The organism is Curtobacterium sp. MCBD17_030 (assembly GCF_003224255.1).
In the GTDB taxonomy this organism is placed as follows: Bacteria; Actinomycetota; Actinomycetes; order Actinomycetales; family Microbacteriaceae; genus Curtobacterium.
On the sequence record NZ_QKLI01000008.1, the window covers coordinates 1 to 17,804 of the forward strand.

A 17,804-nucleotide genomic window follows, 5' to 3' on the forward strand; every position below is an offset into this window, starting at 1 on the left:
CGGGACCGCGGGCGTCGGCAGCACCGAGGGCGGTGGGACGGCGGCGGCCGAGCGCGGCGAGAAGGCGGCGGTGGCGGACGCGCCGCGGTCGTCGTCGTCGTCGTCGTCGGCGGGGGCCGTGTCGTGCACGACGACCTCGACGTCACCGGGGAAGACCTCGCCGGTACGGGCCGCGTCGTCGCTCAGGGACCAGCTCGAGCCGGAGGGGGTGGTCCGCTCGTCGGTACGGTCGTGCTCGGGGACGGTGCCGTGACCGCGCTGGCGGGCCGGGTCCGTCGGGGTGACCGCGGCCGGCTCGGCGGCCGGCTCCGCGACCGGCTCGGCACCGACCGGGGTGCCCGTCGCCCAGGAGCCCGCCGCGACGAGGTTCGTGTCGAACGCATCACGGGTCAGCGTCGTCGGGACCTCGCCGGTCTGGTCGTCCAGCAGGGACCAGTCGAACGGACGGTCGGCCTGCGGAGCGGCATCGACGTCGTCGCCCAGACGCAGGAGTTCGGTGAAGGTGGGCGGCTCGGACGTGGGCGGCAGCGAGTCCTGCACCCCGAGCGGCTGCGCGTCCGGACCACCGCGGAACGCGGGCGGAACCGGGGTCCCGGCGGGAGCACCCGCGGTGGGACGGGCACGGCCGAGCCAGTCGACGTCGTCACGACCGACGCCGTCCGGGTCGGTGCGGCGGCGTTCGTCCTCGATCGCCCGGGCCTCGGCAGCGCGGAGGTCCCGATCGGTCCGGGCGGTGGGCAGCGAGATCGCGCGGGGGTCCGGCGCGTTCGACACGGGCGGGACGGCGGCGGGCGGCGGCACCCGGCCTGCGACACCGCCCGGTAGCGCCAGCTCCTCGGGCATCGAGATGGCCTGGGTCGCCGCGGGGTCCGGCTCCGCCGCGGCATCGGCCTGCCCGTGGACGTCGTCGGCCTGCCCGTGAGCGATGTCGTCGTGCTCGTGGTCGGCCCGCGGCGCGGAGGCCGGCACCGACGCGGGGGCCGTGAACGGCTCCGGCTCCGGCTGCCCCGCTTGTCGAGCGGCACGTTCGGCCTCCCGACGCTCACGGCGCGACGGCCACTCCTCCTCGGTGATCGGCGCGCCGAAGATGTCCGCCGCACTGCGGAGACCGTGGAACGGAGCGTCCGGGTCGGGACCGCGCCGAGCCTCCTGTCCGCCGCCCCCGTCTTCGGGCGCGACCGACCGGTCGGACTCGTCGCGCCCCTCCGGACGCTCCTCGGTCACGCGGACAGCCCCAGGTCGGCCAGCCCGATCGCCGCCAGGTACGGGTAGCCGGCCGCCTCGATCTTCTCCTTGGCGCCGGTGTCCCGGTCGACGACGACGGCGACGGCGGCGATGACGGCGCCCTCGCGCTCGAGCGCCTCGGCGGCCTTGAGCGGGGACCCACCGGTGGTCGAGGTGTCCTCGAGCACGATGACGCGCTTGCCGCGGACGTCGGGGCCCTCGACCTGACGGCCGCGGCCGTGGTCCTTGGGCTCCTTGCGGACGACGAAGGCATCGTACGAGCCGCCACGTGCCGCGGACTGGTGCAGCACGGCGCTCGCGATCGGGTCGGCGCCCATCGTCAGACCGCCGACGGCGTCGACGTCCGGGACGCTCGCGATGAGGTCGGTCATGACCTGGCCGATCAGGGGCGCGACGCGGTGGTCGAGGCTCACCTTGCGGAGGTCGATGTAGTAGGAGGCCTGCTTCCCGCTGGTCAGCGTGAAGTCGCCGTGGAAGACCGCATCGGCCTTGATGTGCTCGATCAACTGCTCGCGCGCGTGGGTCACGGTGGTCAAGGGTAGCGGCGACGGCCGTTCCGCGCTCACCCGAGCGCACTGTCCGGCTGCTCCGATGCCGACGCCGGTACGCTCCGGTCATGCCCCTCGCCCGTCCGCGGGACGGCGTCCGACCGATCGAGGCCGGCGGCCGCCGCCCCCGATCCACCGTCGTCCGGGCGGTCGCGCAGGAGGCCCTCGGTGCGGTCCTCGCGCTGGTGCTCGCGGTCCTCGCCCTGCGTCACGTGCTCGCCACGGCCCGGGTGGCGCTCCTCTGGTACGACGGGGACTCGGTGCTCCTGCCGCTGGTGGCGCGGTCGATCGCGCTCGGACAGCCGTTCGAGTGGGCGATGTCCCCGGCGCTGTTCTTCTTCCCCGAACTGCCGGTCTACCTGGCGACCGCGGCCGTGACCGCGACACCGCAGCAGGCCTTGGCGCTGAACGGTGTCCTCGTCCTGCTGGCCGTGTACGCCCTGGTCCGGGCAGCGGCGAACGAACTCATGCCGTCGGCCGGTCGCCCGGCTCGGGTCGCCGTGTCCGTGGTCGCCGTCGTCCTGCTGACCATGCTCGTGTTGACGGAGTCCTCGGCGACCGCGACCTCGCTCGAACTGGCCTCGCTGCTCCTCACGACGACCTACTACTACGGCGCGGTGCTCGCGATGCTCGGGACCGCCGTCCTGGTCCTCCGGACGGTGCGGACCGGGCGGGCTTCGGTCCCCGTCCTCGTGACGCTCGGGCTGGTGGCGGTGCTGAGCACGGCCTCCAACCCGCTGTACGTGCCGTGGTCGGCCGGACCGGTCGTCGTGACGCTGGCACTGCTCGCGCTCGCCCGCCGCGTGCCCTGGCGACCGGCGACCTGGGTCTCGGTGACGCTGACGCTCGGTGCCGTCGTCGGGTACCTCCTGCGGATCCCGCTGCGGCCGTTCGTCTCCCTCGACCCCTCGACCTACGTGCACCCGGAGCGGGCCGGGGCGACCGCCGCGTTCTTCGCGTCGCTCACCGACGACCGGGCGGCGTCGGCGGCCGGGGACACCGGACTGCTGCTCATGCTGCTCGGGGTGCTGCTGAGCGCGGGCGGGACGGTCTGGGCGTGGCGCGCACGGACCGCCCGGGCGGTGCTCGTGGCGACCGCGCTGCCCCTGGTGACGATCGTGGCCGTGTCGGTCGGGGTGGTCGTCGCCGGCTCGGAGACACCGCGCTACCTCGAGCCGGTCGTCGCGATGCCGCTCCTGGCCGTCGTCGCGGTGTGCGAACTCACCCGGACCACCGTCCGTCGGACCCGGCTGCACCGACCGGTGCGCGGTCTCCGGACCGCGCTGGCGGTCGCGGCCGCCGCGGTGCTCGTCCTCGGGGTCGCTGTGACACCCGGCACGGTCGGGGCCGTGGTAGCGGCGCGGTACACGCCGGTGACCTGCCTGGACCGTTGGGTCGACGCGCAGCGGAACGCGGGTCGCGACCCGGTCGGCGTCGGTCAGTTCTGGACGGTGCGTCCGCTCGCGGCCTACGCGCAGCAAGACGTCCGACTGCTGCAGGTCCGCGACTCGTTCGACACCTACCCCTGGCTCGTCGACCTCGGCGCCTACCGGGACGCCCGCCCGGACTACGTCGTGATCGGCTCCGGGGACGTCTGGACGACCCCCGTCGAGGACTCGCTCGGACGCCCGGCCACGATCACGCACTGCACCGGGTACGACGTGTACGACTACGCGGGCACCGGGGGCGCCGACGTGCTGCGGCAGCGGGTCGTCGGGTCGGCCGAGCAGATCCTGCGCGACCGCGGGTTCTGAACGGGCGGGTCCTGCGCGGCGGGAGCCCTCGCGCCTCGGTCGGCACCGGGGTACGCACCCTCCACAGCACGGATCTCTCGCCCGTGTCGTCCACAGCGGAGCGTCGCCGCAGGGTTCGACCTGTGTGGATGTATAGGCTCCGTTCCGATGTCTCGCACCGTGGTCCCCGCCTCCCGTCCCCGCTCCGCCTCCGCCGCGGGCCGCCGACGCCTGCTCGCCACCGCGCTCGCGATCGCCGGCCTGGTCGGCTCGCTGGTCCTCGACGCACCGGTCGCGCAGGCGGCCTCGTACCCGTCGTGGGACGACGTCGTCGCGGCCCGGGGCAAGGAGTCCGCCAAGCAGTCACAGATCGTCGAGATCCGCGGCATCATCGCCAGCCTGTCGGAAGAGGCGGACGCCGCGAAGGCCGAGGCCGATCGACTCGGTGCCGCATTCGAGGCCGCACAGCGCAGGGCCCTCCGCGCCGCCGAGAAGGAGCAGGCGCTCCGCGACGACGCCGAGGAGCACGCCGAGATCGCCGACGCCAGCGCGGCGCAGGCCGGCCGCTTCGCCGCACAGATGGCCCGCTCGGGCGGTGGCGACGTCACGACCAGCGTGATCACCGGGGGCGAAGGCACCCGCGACCTGCTCTACGACCTCGGAGCACTGAGCAAGCTGTCCGAGCAGGCCGAACGCGTCGAGACCGCGGCCACCACCGACGCATCCGTCGCCCGCTCCCTCACCGCCCAGGCCGACCGGGCAGCCGTCGCGCTGAAGGACCTCGCCCAGGCCGCGCAGGACCGGATGGGCGAAGCGCAGGCCGCGTCCGACCGTGCCCAGGCCGCCTACGACGAGCAAGAGGACAACAAGTCCCGGCTCGAGGCGCAGCTCACCTCGCTGACGTCCGGCCGCGCCACGACCGAGGCCCAGTACGAGAAGGGCGAACGGATCCGCAAGGCCGAGGAAGAGCGCAAGCGCAAGGCGCTCGAGGCCGAGTTGGCCCGCCAGCTGCGTGCCCAGCAGGCGGCGGCTGCCGCGGCTGCGGCGAACCAGGGCGGCGGTGGCAGCGGTGGCGGCGGCGCTCCGTCCGCCGGTGGCGGCGGGGCGGCACCGGGCTCCGGCTCCGGGTCCGGCTGGGTCCGCCCGGCCGGTGGCTGGATCACCAGCGGTTACGGCGTCCGCGTGAACCCGTACACGGGTGCGGTCGCCATGCACGACGGCCTCGACCTGGGCAGCGGCTGCTCCACCGCGATCGTCGCCGCCTCCGCCGGCACCGTCGAGTACGTCGGCCGGTACGGCGGCTACGGCAACTACGTCCGCATCGACCACGGCGGCGGCGTCAAGACGGCCTACGGTCACATCGTCGACGGCGGGTTCCGGGTCGCCCCCGGGCAGCGGGTGGGCGCTGGTGCCCTGATCGCGCTCGTCGGGTCGACCGGCAACTCGACCGGCTGCCACCTGCACTTCGAGACGCACGTCGGCGGCGGCACCGTGAACCCGGTCGGGTTCATGGCGGCTCGCGGGGTCGGCTTCTAGTCCGCGCCTCCTGCGATCAGTGCCGGGAGGCCCCTCCCGCACCGCGCCGATCGTCGACGTCGTCGACGTCCAGCTCCCACATCATGCGGTACCAGGCCGTCCGGTCCCGGTCCTGCGGCAGCCCGTACGCCTCGTGGAACAGGTCGTCCCACCCGGGGCCGTGGTTCCACCCGAGGCTCATCGACGCCACCGCCAGGTCGGCCCACCGGTCCGCGACCCCGAGGGCGCCGAGGTCCACGTGCCCGATCCACCGCCCGTCGTCGCCGACGAGGGTGTTCGGCGTGCAGGCATCGCCGTGGCAGACGACCAGCTGGTCGGTCTCCGGCTGCGGCCCCATGGCGTCGACGTCCCGTCCGGCTGCCCGGGCACGGTCGAGTCGTTCCCAGGTCGACCAGACGAACGGGCACGACGCGACGGGCAGCGTCTCGTGCATCGCCCGGAGTCCCTCCCCCACCGCGATCACCGCCGTGCGCGGGTCGTCGTGCCACCGCTGGTCGACGGCGCTCCACCCGACGACCGGCCGGGTGGTCATCCAGGCGCCGGACTCGTCCGCTCCGTGGTGGACGACCTCGGGCACGGTGAGCCACCGGCCGGCCCACCGGAGTCGAGCGACCTCGGCGGCGATCCAGGGCGCGTGGTGCGGTGGCACCCACTTCACGTACGCGTCGGCACGGTCGGGGGACGGGCCGATCCGGAAGGTCTTGCCGCCCGCGGAGTTCACCCACACCGGCACGAGGGTCCGGCCGTCGGCGACCTCGGCGACGGCGTCCGGGACCGTGACCGGTTCGTCCGGCTGCCCACCGCGGCCGGCCAGGTCGTCCGGGCGCTCCACGTGTCAGCGCACCCGGTCCGGGCGCGAGGACCCGCCGCGGACGATCCGGAGCAGCACCGGCAACCGCTGTCCGAGCAGTGCGTCCAGGTCACGGACGACGTCCTCGACGCGGTCGACGACCTCCCGTGGTGGTGCTCCGCGCCGGGTGCGGACGACGATCCGGATCGCGGTGCGGCGGCCGACGCGTCGGACGTCGACCGCCAGGGACGCGACCTGCGGCAGCGGGCTGATGGCGGCGGAGAGCGCGTGTTCGACCGCCGCAGCCTCGATCCTGACCTGACCGGGCAGTGAGCCGTCGGGCCCGTCGTCCTGCAGGACCGTGCCGGTGCGACCACCCCCGATCGCGCTGAGCACGAGCAGCGCCAGGACGCCGAGGACGACGGCCCCGCCGAGCGCCCACCACCACGCGGACGAGTCGGCAGCGCCGGACCGGACGCCGCCGAGCGTCCGGTCCGCGGCCGTGTGCCAGAGGTCCGCCGCCGCGGGCAGCGTCTGCACCAGGACGACGGCGACCCCGAGCGCCAGGAACACCAGGCCGACCAGGACCAGGACGACCCGGTTCAGTGCGCGGTTCGTGCCGTTCATCCGTCGATCCGGCCGGTGGAGCGCACGCGGACGTGTGCGGTGAGCGGGGGGACGGCGTCCACGGCGGCGAGTTCGCGTTCCACGGCCTCGGAGGCGGCGAGCGCGGCGACGTCCACCCCGGAGGCCGGCAGCAGCACGACGTCGAGCGTCCGGCGACCGACGGAGCCGACGGCGGCGTCCGGCGCGAGACGGGTCGCAGCGCGGGCTGCGCGGGCTGCGGCGGAGGCCAGGACCTCGTCGTCGACGACCACGCCGAGTCGGGCCGAGCGGACGGCGTGCCGGGGTCGTCGGGACGGCAGGAGCCCGTGCAGCAGGAACCAGAGGCCGACCAGGGCGATGACGGCACCGACGGCGATGACCACGGCGTCGACCAGGCCGGCCGGGGCCCGGACGGCGGTGTCCACGACGGTGCGCGGGTCGATGCCGGCGATGCGCTCGTCGAGCAGGACGACGACCGCGGCGGTCCCCACGGCCGCGGCGAGCACCAGGAGCAGGACCAACGCGGCGACGACGGAGGGTGTCCTCGACGCCGACGTCTCGCGCCGGACCATGCGACGCACGAAGCGGTCGTCGTCCGCGGGCGGGGTGTCCTTGACCGGCTCCGGGCTCACCGGACCCTCCGAGGCACGTCCAGGACGGCGGACGAGAAGGTCACCGAGACGCGCTCGACCTTCCGCCCCGTGATCGTCCGCAGACGCTCGGCGATGGTGGCGCGGGCGCGGTGCGCCGTGACGAGGACCGGCTCGTCGGGGACGGTGTGCGAGCCGAGCGCCGGCAGCACGAGCGGGCTGGTGACCTCGACCGCCAGCGCGCCGCGACCGTCGTCGACCACCCGGGCACGGACCTCCCGGAGGGGTGCACGGAGCGCCTCGGCGGCGACGGCCTGGGCGGTGTGCACGAGTGCCGGGGACGCGATCCGGTCGGTGCCGGGCAGCGCGGCTGCGCTCACGAGGAACTCCGGCGACCGCGGAGCACGTCGAGCAGGCGGCGGACGTCGACGTCGCCGCTGACGATGCGGCCGATCAGGCCGCCGAGCGCGATGGCGACGGCCACCACGACGAACGCCCAGAACCCGAGCGTGAGGGCGACGATCGCCAGGACCGCCCCGACGGCCATGCCGACGACAGTGGTGTTCACCGGACGCGCGTCTCGGGCGCAGTGGCGGGGGCGTCGAGCGCGGGGATGTCGACGTCGACGATCGCGATGTTGACCTCGGTGACCTGCAGTCCGACCAGGTCGGTGACGGCGTCGGTCACGGCCTGGCGGACCGCGGAGGCGACCTGCTGCATCGGCATCGGGTAGGCGACGACGAGGGTCAGGTCGACGGCGGCCTGGGTCTCGCCGACCTCGACGCGGACGCCCTGGCCGAGGTCGCTCGAGCCGATGGCGTCACGGATCGCGCCGAACGCCCGCGCGGTGTTGCCCCCCAGGGCGACCACGCCGGCGACGTCACGGGCGGCGATGCCGGCGACCTTCGCGACGACCGCGTCGTCGATGATCGTGCGGCCCTTCGCGGTGACCTGGGTGGTGGTGCTGCCGGTGGTCGTGCCGTCCACGCGGTCGGAGTCCGTCGTCGTTGCCATGAGTGCCTCCTGCGGTGCTGGTCGGATGTGGGTCCAGGCAACACCCTGCCACCGGGGCGTGTCCGCCGACGGGGCCGGGACGCCCCGGGCGGCCGGTCGGTCGCTCCCGGTAGGTTCGATCCCATGCGCGTCGCGACCTGGAACGTCAACTCCGTCCGCACCCGAGTCGGCCGGGTCGTCGACTGGCTGGTGCGGGAGGACGTCGACGTCCTCGGCATGCAGGAGATCAAGTGCAAGCCGGAGCAGTTCCCGGTCGAGGCGTTCGAGGCCGCCGGCTACACGGTCGAGGCGCACGGCCTGAACCAGTGGAACGGCGTCGCGTTCGCCAGCCGTCTGCCGATGGAGGACGTCACCCGCGACTTCCCCGGGCAGCCGGGCTTCCTCAAGGGGCAGGAGGGCCCGGACCTGCCCGTGGAGGCCCGTGCCATCGGCGTCACGGTCGAGGGCGTCCGACTGTGGAGCCTGTACGTCCCGAACGGCCGTGAGCTCGGCGACCCGCACTACACGTACAAGCTCGACTGGCTGGCGCAGCTGGCCGACCGCACCGCCGAGTGGCTGCAGGCCGAGCCCGACCTGCCCCTCGCGCTGATGGGTGACTGGAACGTGGCACCGCTCGACGAGGACGTCTGGGACATGCGTGTCTTCGAGGGCTCCACGCACGTCAGCGAGCCGGAGCGTGCGGCGTTCCGCACGTTCGAGGAGCGCGGCCTGCAGGACGTCGTCCGGCCGCTCGTGCCCACCGGGTACACGTACTGGGACTACAAGCAGCTCCGCTTCCCCCGCAACGAGGGCATGCGCATCGACTTCGTGATGGGCTCGCAGGCGTTCGCTGACGTGACGGTGGGCGCCACCATCCACCGCGACGAGCGCAAGGGCGACGCTCCGAGTGACCACGTTCCGGTGTCGGTCGACCTGGACCTCGACACCGTCCTGGACGACGACCGCCCGATGATCTTCTGACCGGCCGGGAGGCGCGTCCGGCCCCTGCCGGCTGCCCCCGCGGCACCCCGCTCACCTCCGCCGAACGGTCACACCCTGTTGCTCAGGCCGCCCCCGACCGACACTTCGTGACCCCTCGGCGGAGGCACACCGGCGCGGCACGGTCCGACGGCCCCGCCGCCCCTACGGGTGCAGCAGCGCCGCGATCCCGACCAGGACCGGCACCGACCCGACGGTCGTGAGCAGCACCACGTCCCGTGCGACCGGCACCGCGGCTCCGTACCGCTGGGCGTAGTTGAAGACGTTCTGCGCCGCCGGCAACCCGCCGAGGACGGTGAGCACGAACACGCGCTGGTCGTCGAGCCCGAAGGCGTACCGGGCGAGCAGGAACGCGACCGCCGGCATCACCAGGAGCTTCACGCCGCTCGCCAGCAGCACGTCGGCCCGGGTGGCCGCGTCCCGGAGCGGTGCCGCGCCGTGCAGGTTCATCCCGAACGAGAGCAGCACGACCGGGACCGCTGCGCCGCCGACCAGGGCGAACGGCTCGAGCACCGGGTCCGGCAGCGTGATGCCGGTGACGGAGCAGAGCAGGCCGAGCAGCGACGCGATGATGAGCGGGTTCGACACCGGCCCGAGCACCCGACGTCGCCACCCGCCACCGGAGGCCGTGGCCGCGTCGAGCACGGTCAGCGCGATCGGGGCCATCACGACGAGCTGGAGCATGATCACCGGCACCACGGCGGTCGCCTGACCGAGGACGTAGACGGCGACCGGCAACCCGATGTTGTTGGCGTTCGAGTACGAGGCGGCGAGTGCCCCGACGGTCGTGGTGGTGAGCGGCCGCCGGAGCACGAGTGCGAAGACCAGGGCGGTGCCGGCGGCGACGGACAGCGCGGTGATCGCCGACACGGCGAGCATCGGCGAGAACAGCGTCCGGACGTCGGCCGTGGCGATCGTGTGGAACAGCAGGCACGGCATGAGGACGAAGAACGCCAGCCGGCTCAGCACGAACTGCGCATGCGGTCCGAGCAGTCCGGCGCGACCGACGCCGTAGCCGGTCACGATGACGGCGGCGATGATCGCGAAGCCGATCAGGACGCCACTCATCCTGCCCATCTTCGCAGGCCCGTCGGGAAATACCGGTGCGCCCACGGTTGTTCCGGCAACCATGACCACGCAGACGACGCTCTCCCGCTCCACGGACTCCAGCCAGCCCCTCGTGCCCCTGCTCGAGGAACGGTGGAGCCCGCGTTCCTACGACGAGACCGCGACGATCTCGGACGCGCAGCTCGACGCGCTCCTCGAGGCCGCTCGGTGGGCGCCGTCCGCGGGGAACACGCAGCCCCGCCGGTTCATCGTCGGTCGTCGCGGCACCCGCACCTTCGATGCGATCCACGCGACGCTGATGGGCTTCAACGGCGTCTGGGCCCACCGCGCCGGCGCACTCCTGGTCGCCATCGCCGAGCCCGTGACGGCCGACGGCGACGAGCGACGCTGGGCGGAGTACGACCTCGGCCAGTCCATCGCCGCACTCGCCGTCCAGGCACACGCCGAGGGTCTGCACCTGCACCAGATGGGCGGCTTCGAGGTCGACGCCGTCCGCGCCGCCTTCGACCTGCCGGAGCGCCTCGTCCCGGTGACGGTCACCGCGATCGGCCACGTCGCCGACGCCGCGCAGCTCGACGAGAAGGCCGCCGCGCGCGAGGTCGCCCCGCGCACCCGCATCCCCCTCGACGAGGTCGTGCTGGTCAAGGAGTAGTCGCCTGGCATGATCGAGGGCATGCCCGCACCTCGCCTCGTCGCCTTCGACCTCGACGACACGCTCGCCCCGTCGAAGTCCCCGCTCGATCCGCAGATGCTCGAGACCTTCGCCGCACTGCTCGAGGTCGTCCCCGTCGCCGTCATCAGCGGCGGGAACTTCCAGCAGTTCGAGCAGCAGCTCGTCACACCGCTGCGGAAGCGTTCCGGTCTGCGTCTCGACGACCTGCACCTCCTGCCGACGTGCGGCACCCGGTACTACGCGTGGGAACGGGACTGGGTGCTGCAGTACGCCGAGGACCTCACCGACGACGAGAAGGCCCGCGCCCTCGCCGCCGTCGAGGCGCAGGCGAAGGACGCCGGCTACTGGGAGTCCGAGACGTGGGGCGCGATCCTCGAGGACCGCGGGTCGCAGGTCACGTTCTCCGCACTCGGCCAGGCGGCTCCGGTGGACGTCAAGAAGCGCTGGGACCCGACCGGAACGAAGAAGGACGACCTCCGCCGCCGCGTGCAGGCCGAGCTCCCCGACCTCGAGGTCCGCTCCGGCGGCTCCACCAGCATCGACATCACCCGCAAGGGCATCGACAAGGCCTACGGCATGCAGCGCCTGGCCGAGCTGACCGGCATCGCGCTCGACGACATGCTCTTCGTCGGCGACCGGCTCGACCCGGAGGGCAACGACTACCCGGTCAAGGCTCTCGGCGTGCCCACGCACGCGGTCGAGGGATGGGAGGACACCGACGCGTTCCTCCGCGAGCTCATCCCGACGCTCCGGACCGCCTGACGCGCCTCCCGGCCGGGAGGCCCGTCCGAGGTCGTCGGATCGTCAGCGGATGCTGCGGACGGCCTCGACGAACGCCCGGATCGCGCGCACGTCCTTGACGCCGCGTTCGGACTCGACACCGCTCGACACGTCGACGCCGTCGGGGTCGAGGCGCTGCACGAGGCCCGCGACGTTCTCCGGTGTGAGGCCGCCGGCCAGGATCCACGCCTCGTCGACGGTGCCGGTCAGCGTCGCCGGGTCGACCAGGTGCCCGCTGCCGGGGACGGCCGCGTCGAGCAGCAGCAGGTCGTGGTCGAACGCGGTGCGCTGTTCCGCGGTCTCGGCCAGGTAGTCGGCGGCGGCCAGGGCGCGGATCGTGAAGAAGCCGGCGTCGCGGGCGCGGGCGAAGTCCGACGCGGACTCGCGGCCGTGCAGCTGCAGGGTGGTGAGCCCGACGGCCGAGGCGATGCCGACCACCTCGTCGATCGGCTGGTCACGGAACACCCCGACGGCGTCGATGCCGTCCGGCAGGCGCTCGGCGAGCTCCTTCGCGGTGTCGGCGGTGACGGTGCGGGGGCTGCCGGCGGCGAAGACGAACCCGACGGCGTCCGCCCCGGCCTCGACGGCGGCGTCGACCGTCTCCGGGGTGGAGAGGCCGCAGATCTTGATCCATCGCTGGTCGCTCATGCACCCATCCTGCCTGATCGGCCGCGGCGAGCAGCCAGTGGGGGGCGGCTCGTGCTCCCGCTCAGTGCAGCGCGCCGACGACGTAGCTGCCGACGCACGCGACCGCGACCGCGACGGCCGTGGCCGATGCGGCCAGGACGTTCCGCCGACGCCAGCGCCGGACCACGTCGAACGTGCCGCGCCGGGCGTGCCGGTGGGCGGCCCGGTGCATGCGGTGCTCCTTGCGGCGGACCTCCCGATCGGGTCCCAGCGGCACCGGACCGGTGACCTGCGTCGACCCGCCGCGCAGGGCACGGGCGACCGCGACAGCCGTGGGTCGGCGTGCCGGGTCCCGCGCGGTCATCAGGGTCAGCAGTTCCCGCCACTCGGAGGCGACGGTGTCGGGGACCTGCGGGTCGCGGCGGAGCCGAGCGAGGGCTGCCTCGATGACGGTGCCGGAGTACTCCTGCACGCCCGTCAGCGACTCGAGCAACACCAGGCCGAGCGAGTAGACGTCGGTGGCGTAGCTGATCGGCTCGCCGGCGACCTGCTCCGGCGACAGGTAGGCGGCGGTGCCGATGATCGTACCGTCGTTGGTCAGCCGGGAGCCGTCGACGAAGTGCGCGACGCCGAAGTCGGTGAGCTTGACGGTCCGGACGAACCCGGACGCACCCTCGTCGCTCAGCAGGATGTTCGCGGGCTTGACGTCGCGGTGCACGATCCCGCGGGAGTGCACGTAGGCCAGGGCATCGGCGAGCTGCGCCCCGAGGTCCGCGACCTCGTAGTTGTGCAGCGGGCCCTCGGCCAGGCGGCGCAGCAGGGTGGCGTCCGCGATGAGCTCCATCACGATGAACCGGTGCGGGCCGTCCTCGAAGTCGTGGGTGCCGGCGTCGTAGAGCGGGATGAGGCCCGGGTGCGAGAGCATGCTGAGCAGGCGGATCTCGCGCTCCTGGCGGACCCGGTCGGCCGTGGTCATGCGCTCCGGCGTCGCGAACATCTTCACGGCGACGGCACGGTAGGTGTGCTCGTCACGTGCCTCGTACACCGAGCCCATGCCGCCCGTGCCGATCAGTTTCACGAGGCGGTACCGTCCTGCCAGGACGGTGTCCGCTCGCGCGGTGTCGGTGGCCAAGCTCATGCGTTCGTCGATCCTTCGGGAGTCCGGATCCGCGTCGGTCCTCGCGGTGTGACTCCTCGGCAACGGTACGCGCGGCCCCTTCGATCCGAGGCCCGGTTACCCGAATGTGACCCGTCCTCGGGGCGCAACTGCGCAACAGGGATGGTGCCAGCGTCCTGTGGAGCGGCCCGGGTACCGTCCGGGTCCCGGAGAGCCGTCCGGACCAGGCGGGAGGCCGACATGCGCAAGGGCGACGAAGTGCACTGGAACACGTCCCAGGGCACGACGACGGGCAAGCTCGTCGAGAAGAAGACCGCGGACTTCGAGTTCGACGGGCAGACCTTCAAGCCGACCGACGACGACCCGTACTGGATCATCGAGTCGGAGAAGTCCGGCAAGAAGGCGGCCCACAAGGAGTCGGCGCTCACGAAGGCCTAAGGGCCACCACTCAGAGGCGGCCAGCCGGCTACTCCGACGCGGTCGACCGCGCCGCGGACCGGCCACGTCGGACCCGGCGGACGACGAACGCCACGATGATCACGACGACCGCCAGGTACACGGCCCGGTCGATCCACTCGGTGTACGCCTCGACGCGCTCGTACTGGGTGCCGAGGGCCGCGCCACCGAGGACCAGGATCGAGTTCCAGAGCCCGCTGCCGAGCACGGTGAACAAGCTGAAGGTGCCCAGGTGCATCCGGTCGGCGCCCGCAGGCAGTGAGATCAGGCTCCGGACGACCGGCACCAGACGCCCGAAGAACACCGCGCTCTTGCCGTGCCGGTGGAACCAGGACGCGGCCTTCCGGAAGTCGTCCTCGTCGACGAGCGGCAGCTTGCCGAACCAGCGGACGGTCCGGTCGAAGCCGATCACCGCGCCGAGCCAGTAGAGCACGAGCGCCCCGACGTACGAGCCGGCGGTCGCCAGGACCAGCACGAGCGTCAGGTCCATCCGGCCCGCGCCGGCCAGGAACCCGGCGAGGGGCAGGATCACCTCGGACGGGATCGGCGGGAACACCGTCTCGATGAAGAGCATGAGGGCGACGCCCCACTCCCCCATCGAGTCGATGACCTGCAGGACCAGGCCGGTCAGCCCGCCGATGTCGGGGTCCGGTTCACCGCCTGATCCGGAGGACGCGGTCGGGACACCGACGTGGGCGACGGTCGAGGGCACGGCAGTCGTCATCCCGTCACCCTGCCTGAGCGGGCTGACAGACTCCGGTGTGCGGCCCGCCCGCGCGACCGAACGCGCCGCCCGCGACCGCCGCGACCGCGGCGACCGCCCAGTCGGCCGCGACCGCGCCGACCACCCCCAACCGCCCGTTCCGCCGTGACCGCCCCGACCACCCCCAACCGCCCGGGCTGCCCGGTCAGGCGACGCCGGCGTGCAGCCCCACTCCGAGACCCAGCCGCTCTGCCCGCGCGGTCGCCAGGGACCGCGCCACGGCTCCCCGCGACACCGCGTCGCGCCCGAGACCGGACGGCACCACCGCGACCGCCGGGGCACCCGGGACGCCGAGGCCCGGCAGTTTCTCGAGCTCGGCGGCCAGGGCGGTGCAGAACTCCTCGCCGTCGGGCAGCACCTCGCCGCCGACGACCACGACCTCGGGGTCCACGGCCGCCACGAGCTGCGCGACCCCGGGTGCCACGTCCGCGGCGAGCGCGCGGACGGCGGCCCGCCCGTCCTCCACGCCCAGTCCGGCGCCGGACCCGCCCGGCAGGGCGTTGCCACCGGGACCACCCGTGGACGTCGGGCCAGCGCCGGGATCGCTCCGTGCCTCCAGGGCGCGCGCCGCACCCGGCCACCCGGTCGCGGCGAGTCCGCCGACCTCGCCCGCTGCGCCGTGGGCTCCCTGCGCGACCGAACCCCCGACGACCAGTGCCGCGCCGATCTGTCGTCCCATCACCAGGAGCAGGCCGTCCCGGACGCCGTGAAGCCGGCCCCAGGCGGCCTCGGCGCGGGCCGCTGCCTTGGCGTCGTTCTCGAACACGGTTACCGCGTCGGGGACCAGGGCGGCGATGCGCTCGGTGATGCCCTCGCTCTGCCACTCGGGCGCGGCGACCGTGTGCACGATCCTGCCGGTGCGGTCGATGATCGCGGGCACGCAGACGGTGACCGCGAGCAGCCGTCCGGGCGGCAGGGTGCCGACCAGGCGGTCGACGACCTCGCGGACGGCGGCCACGGCCTGTTCGATCGGCGCCAGGGTGGGGGCGAACTGCTCGGTGCGGGCGACGGGGTCGCCGTGCAGGTCGGCGAGGACGCCGACGACGGCGTGCAGGCCGAGGTCGATGCCGAGCACCAGTCCGGATCGCGCATCGATGCGGAAGCGTCGGGCTCGTCGTCCGGCGCGGTTGGGGGTGGCGACGGCCTTGAGCTCCTCGACCCACCCCTCGGCGACCAGGTCGGTCAGGGCCGCCTCGACGGTGGGCCGCGTGAGACCGACGGCGGCGACGAGTTCGGTGACCGTCCGGGAGGCCCGCCCCGGGTCCCCGACGTCGGGTCCGGCCCGGAACAACTCGGCCAGGACCGCGCGGGAGTTCATCCTGCGGAGCAGGGCCGGGGAGCTGCCGATCGTTGACATGCTCGAGTGCGTCGCCATAATCTCCACATTACGAAAGACCGTTGAGGAATGGTGGAACCGACATGCTGATCCCCCGACCACGATCCCGGAACGACTCGTCCGGCACCTTCACCATCGACGAGCGCACGCGCATCAGCGCCGAGCCCGCCACCGAGTCGACCGCACAGTACCTGCAGCAGGTGCTGCGAGCCTCCACGCGGCTGCCGCTGTCCGGCGCCGGCGACTCCGACGCGCCGGTGATCGCCCTGCGGATCGCCGCGACGCCGGAGGACCTGCCCGCCGGACCGGGCGAGGACCGCGAGGAGTCGTTCCGCCTGAACGTCACGCCGGACGCCGTCACCGTCGAGGGCGGCGGCGCTGCCGGGGTGTTCTACGGCGTCCAGGCGCTGCTGCAGTTGCTGCCCGCCGACGTGTACCGCCGAGGGCAGGTGCGCACGGCGGCGTGGACGCTGCCGGCGACCGTCGTCGAGGACGCTCCCGCGTTCGCCTGGCGCGGCGTCATGCTCGACGTGGCCCGGCACTTCCGCACCAAGGCCGAGGTGCTGCGCGTCATCGACCAGCTCGCGGCGCACCGGATCAACCGCATGCACTTCCACCTCACCGAGGACCAGGGCTGGCGCATCGAGATCAAGAAGTACCCGCGGCTCACCGAAGTCGGCTCCTGGCGCCGGGAGTCCCAGGTCGGCGCGCACGTCCCCGACGCGGACGGGGTGCTGCAGGTCGCCGGGTACGACGGCCGTCCGCACGGTGGCTTCTACACGCAGGACGACATCCGCGAGATCGTCGCCTACGCCGAGGACCGCTTCGTGACCGTCGTGCCCGAGATCGAGACGCCCGGGCACGTCCGCGCCGCCCTCGCCGCGTACCCGGAGCTCGGCGTCCACCCCGAACGTCGGGTCGAGGTCTGGACGAAGTGGGGCGTGGCGCACGACGTCCTCAACGCCGACGACAGCACGGTGCAGTTCTTCAAGGACGTGTTCGACGAGGTCGTCGCGCTGTTCCCGTCCGCGTACATCGGGCTCGGCGGCGACGAGTGCCCGAAGGACCAGTGGGAGGACGACCCGCGCACCCAGGAGCGCATCCGGCAGCTCAGGCTCGAGGACGAGGAGCAGCTGCAGGCCTGGATCATCGGGCAGCTCGCGGCGCACATCGAGTCGCACGGCCGCCGGGCGTTCGGGTGGGACGAGATCCTGGAGGGCGGCACGCTCTCCCAGTCCGCGACCGTGGTGTCCTGGCGGGGCATGCGCGGCGCGGTCACGGCGGCCCGTCGGGGACACGACGTCATCTCGACGCCGGACGACCAGGTGTACCTGGACTACCGGCAGAGCGACCTGCCGAACGAGCCGATCCCGGTGTCGATCGTGCTCACCGTCGACGACGTCTACGCGTTCGACCCGGTGCCGTCGTCGTTGACCGAGGCCGAGCGGGCGCACGTGATCGGCGGCCAGGCGAACATGTGGACCGAGCACGTGGACACCGTCCGACGGCTCGACTACCAGCTGTTCCCCCGCGTGGTCGCGCTGTCCGAGGCACTCTGGTCGGCGGACGTCGCCGGGCCGCGGGACGTCGCGGACTTCCGGCAGCGCCTGACCGAGCACCTGACCCGCCTCGACGCCCTCGGGGTGGAGTACCGCCACGAGTCCGGGCCACTGCCGTGGGAGGAGCGCCCGGGCGTCCCGGGCCGCCCGCACTCCCGCGAGGAGCGCGCCGCCTACATCGACGCGGTCACGGCGAACATCGCGGTGTAGTCCGGCTGCCTGCGGGGCGCGCCCACCGGTGGCGACACCCCGCTCACCTCCGCCGAGTGGTCATGAACTGTCGTTCTCGAGCCTCCAGAACGACGCTTCGTGACCACTCGGCGTCAGCGTCCGGGAGTGTCCCGCCACCCGTGTCACCACCGGCACGTGACGGACGGGAGGCCCG

The 17,804-nt window shown here is 73.5% G+C and carries 19 protein-coding genes and 1 pseudogene; 7 read left to right on the forward strand and 13 right to left on the reverse strand.

Annotated elements, in window-relative coordinates:
- Nucleotides 1–1,224, reverse strand: a pseudogene (locus DEI89_RS08990) (hypothetical protein); the annotation flags it as partial.
- Complete coding sequence (gene pyrE / locus DEI89_RS08995; protein WP_110903816.1) at nt 1,221–1,772, reverse strand: orotate phosphoribosyltransferase; 552 nt, start codon at nt 1,770–1,772, stop codon at nt 1,221–1,223. The pseudogene DEI89_RS08990 and the gene pyrE, both read right to left, overlap by 4 nt.
- A gap of 89 nt (nt 1,773–1,861) precedes the next feature.
- Here pyrE and DEI89_RS09000 point away from each other — a divergent pair, with 89 nt between their 5' ends.
- Both DEI89_RS09000 and DEI89_RS09005 read left to right on the forward strand, forming a co-directional pair.
- Nucleotides 1,862–3,547, forward strand: a complete 1,686-nt coding sequence (locus DEI89_RS09000; protein WP_110903716.1) for a hypothetical protein — start codon at nt 1,862–1,864, stop codon at nt 3,545–3,547.
- Between the two features lie 147 nt (nt 3,548–3,694).
- Nucleotides 3,695–5,062, forward strand: coding sequence for a M23 family metallopeptidase (locus tag DEI89_RS09005; RefSeq protein WP_110903717.1), 1,368 nt, complete (start codon nt 3,695–3,697; stop codon nt 5,060–5,062).
- Nucleotides 5,063–5,078: 16 nt separating this feature from the next.
- Here the strand turns inward: DEI89_RS09005 and DEI89_RS09010 are convergent, their stop codons facing one another.
- Genes DEI89_RS09010 through DEI89_RS09035 form a run of 6 tightly spaced genes read right to left on the reverse strand, consistent with a single transcriptional unit; the run spans nt 5,079 to nt 8,062 of the window.
- Nucleotides 5,079–5,894, reverse strand: a complete 816-nt coding sequence (locus tag DEI89_RS09010) for an aminoglycoside 3'-phosphotransferase (RefSeq protein WP_258368829.1) — start codon at nt 5,892–5,894, stop codon at nt 5,079–5,081.
- 3 nt (nt 5,895–5,897) lie between these two features.
- Nucleotides 5,898–6,479 carry a hypothetical protein gene (locus DEI89_RS09015; protein WP_110903718.1) on the reverse strand — a complete coding sequence of 194 codons (582 nt, stop codon included), beginning with the start codon at nt 6,477–6,479 and terminating at the stop codon, nt 5,898–5,900.
- Complete coding sequence (locus DEI89_RS09020; RefSeq protein WP_110903719.1) at nt 6,476–7,090, reverse strand: hypothetical protein; 615 nt, start codon at nt 7,088–7,090, stop codon at nt 6,476–6,478. Before DEI89_RS09020 ends, DEI89_RS09015 begins: the two co-directional genes overlap by 4 nt.
- Nucleotides 7,087–7,428: a hypothetical protein gene (locus tag DEI89_RS09025; RefSeq protein ID WP_110903720.1), complete on the reverse strand. Its 342-nt coding sequence runs from the start codon at nt 7,426–7,428 to the stop codon at nt 7,087–7,089. Before DEI89_RS09025 ends, DEI89_RS09020 begins: the two co-directional genes overlap by 4 nt.
- Nucleotides 7,425–7,616: a DUF2273 domain-containing protein gene (locus tag DEI89_RS09030; RefSeq protein WP_110903721.1), complete on the reverse strand. Its 192-nt coding sequence runs from the start codon at nt 7,614–7,616 to the stop codon at nt 7,425–7,427. The genes DEI89_RS09025 and DEI89_RS09030 overlap by 4 nt, the downstream gene beginning before the upstream one ends.
- Nucleotides 7,613–8,062, reverse strand: coding sequence for an Asp23/Gls24 family envelope stress response protein (locus DEI89_RS09035; protein WP_110903722.1), 450 nt, complete (start codon nt 8,060–8,062; stop codon nt 7,613–7,615). Before DEI89_RS09035 ends, DEI89_RS09030 begins: the two co-directional genes overlap by 4 nt.
- A 123-nt stretch (nt 8,063–8,185) precedes the next feature.
- Between DEI89_RS09035 and DEI89_RS09040 the strand changes: the two genes are divergently transcribed.
- Nucleotides 8,186–9,022, forward strand: coding sequence for an exodeoxyribonuclease III (locus DEI89_RS09040; protein ID WP_110903723.1), 837 nt, complete (start codon nt 8,186–8,188; stop codon nt 9,020–9,022).
- Nucleotides 9,023–9,184: 162 nt separating this feature from the next.
- On the opposite strand, the gene DEI89_RS09045 is transcribed toward DEI89_RS09040, so the two are convergent.
- Nucleotides 9,185–10,108, reverse strand: a complete 924-nt coding sequence (locus DEI89_RS09045) for an AEC family transporter (RefSeq protein ID WP_110903724.1) — start codon at nt 10,106–10,108, stop codon at nt 9,185–9,187.
- Nucleotides 10,109–10,169: 61 nt separating this feature from the next.
- Here DEI89_RS09045 and DEI89_RS09050 point away from each other — a divergent pair, with 61 nt between their 5' ends.
- Nucleotides 10,170–10,760, forward strand: a complete 591-nt coding sequence (locus tag DEI89_RS09050; RefSeq protein WP_110903725.1) for a nitroreductase family protein — start codon at nt 10,170–10,172, stop codon at nt 10,758–10,760.
- 21 nt (nt 10,761–10,781) lie between these two features.
- Nucleotides 10,782–11,543, forward strand: coding sequence for an HAD-IIB family hydrolase (locus DEI89_RS09055; RefSeq protein WP_110903818.1), 762 nt, complete (start codon nt 10,782–10,784; stop codon nt 11,541–11,543).
- A gap of 42 nt (nt 11,544–11,585) precedes the next feature.
- Here the strand turns inward: DEI89_RS09055 and DEI89_RS09060 are convergent, their stop codons facing one another.
- A complete protein-coding gene (locus DEI89_RS09060) occupies nt 11,586–12,209 on the reverse strand; it encodes a phosphoribosylanthranilate isomerase (RefSeq protein WP_110903726.1) in 624 nt (207 codons plus the stop codon).
- A gap of 61 nt (nt 12,210–12,270) precedes the next feature.
- Nucleotides 12,271–13,326: a serine/threonine-protein kinase gene (locus DEI89_RS09065; protein WP_110903727.1), complete on the reverse strand. Its 1,056-nt coding sequence runs from the start codon at nt 13,324–13,326 to the stop codon at nt 12,271–12,273.
- A gap of 219 nt (nt 13,327–13,545) precedes the next feature.
- Between DEI89_RS09065 and DEI89_RS09070 the strand changes: the two genes are divergently transcribed.
- The gene (locus DEI89_RS09070) at nt 13,546–13,743 is read left to right on the forward strand and encodes a DUF2945 domain-containing protein (RefSeq protein WP_110903728.1); all 198 of its coding nucleotides are present in this window, start codon (nt 13,546–13,548) and stop codon (nt 13,741–13,743) included.
- A gap of 28 nt (nt 13,744–13,771) precedes the next feature.
- Here the strand turns inward: DEI89_RS09070 and DEI89_RS09075 are convergent, their stop codons facing one another.
- Nucleotides 13,772–14,485 (reverse strand): DedA family protein, encoded by a 714-nt coding sequence (locus DEI89_RS09075; protein WP_110903729.1) that lies wholly within the window; start codon nt 14,483–14,485, stop codon nt 13,772–13,774.
- Nucleotides 14,486–14,669: 184 nt separating this feature from the next.
- Nucleotides 14,670–15,881, reverse strand: a complete 1,212-nt coding sequence (locus DEI89_RS09080; protein ID WP_181421566.1) for an ROK family protein — start codon at nt 15,879–15,881, stop codon at nt 14,670–14,672.
- Nucleotides 15,882–15,943: 62 nt separating this feature from the next.
- Here DEI89_RS09080 and DEI89_RS09085 point away from each other — a divergent pair, with 62 nt between their 5' ends.
- A complete protein-coding gene (locus tag DEI89_RS09085) occupies nt 15,944–17,629 on the forward strand; it encodes a beta-N-acetylhexosaminidase (RefSeq protein ID WP_110903731.1) in 1,686 nt (561 codons plus the stop codon).
- Nucleotides 17,630–17,804 lie beyond the last annotated feature (175 nt).

What these genes read in the sequence shown, in the direction of transcription:
- DEI89_RS09000 (WP_110903716.1), top strand. Translation starts at nt 1,862, where the DNA reads ATGCCCCTCGCCCGTCCGCGGGACGGCGTCCGACCGATCGAGGCCGGC.
- DEI89_RS09005 (WP_110903717.1), top strand. Translation starts at nt 3,695, where the DNA reads ATGTCTCGCACCGTGGTCCCCGCCTCCCGTCCCCGCTCCGCCTCCGCC.
- DEI89_RS09015 (WP_110903718.1), bottom strand. Translation starts at nt 6,479, where the DNA reads ATGAACGGCACGAACCGCGCACTGAACCGGGTCGTCCTGGTCCTGGTC.
- DEI89_RS09035 (WP_110903722.1), bottom strand. Translation starts at nt 8,062, where the DNA reads ATGGCAACGACGACGGACTCCGACCGCGTGGACGGCACGACCACCGGC.
- DEI89_RS09040 (WP_110903723.1), top strand. Translation starts at nt 8,186, where the DNA reads ATGCGCGTCGCGACCTGGAACGTCAACTCCGTCCGCACCCGAGTCGGC.
- DEI89_RS09045 (WP_110903724.1), bottom strand. Translation starts at nt 10,108, where the DNA reads ATGAGTGGCGTCCTGATCGGCTTCGCGATCATCGCCGCCGTCATCGTG.
- DEI89_RS09050 (WP_110903725.1), top strand. Translation starts at nt 10,170, where the DNA reads ATGACCACGCAGACGACGCTCTCCCGCTCCACGGACTCCAGCCAGCCC.
- DEI89_RS09055 (WP_110903818.1), top strand. Translation starts at nt 10,782, where the DNA reads ATGCCCGCACCTCGCCTCGTCGCCTTCGACCTCGACGACACGCTCGCC.
- DEI89_RS09060 (WP_110903726.1), bottom strand. Translation starts at nt 12,209, where the DNA reads ATGAGCGACCAGCGATGGATCAAGATCTGCGGCCTCTCCACCCCGGAG.
- DEI89_RS09065 (WP_110903727.1), bottom strand. Translation starts at nt 13,326, where the DNA reads ATGAGCTTGGCCACCGACACCGCGCGAGCGGACACCGTCCTGGCAGGA.
- DEI89_RS09070 (WP_110903728.1), top strand. Translation starts at nt 13,546, where the DNA reads ATGCGCAAGGGCGACGAAGTGCACTGGAACACGTCCCAGGGCACGACG.
- DEI89_RS09075 (WP_110903729.1), bottom strand. Translation starts at nt 14,485, where the DNA reads ATGACGACTGCCGTGCCCTCGACCGTCGCCCACGTCGGTGTCCCGACC.
- DEI89_RS09080 (WP_181421566.1), bottom strand. Translation starts at nt 15,881, where the DNA reads ATGTCAACGATCGGCAGCTCCCCGGCCCTGCTCCGCAGGATGAACTCC.
- DEI89_RS09085 (WP_110903731.1), top strand. Translation starts at nt 15,944, where the DNA reads ATGCTGATCCCCCGACCACGATCCCGGAACGACTCGTCCGGCACCTTC.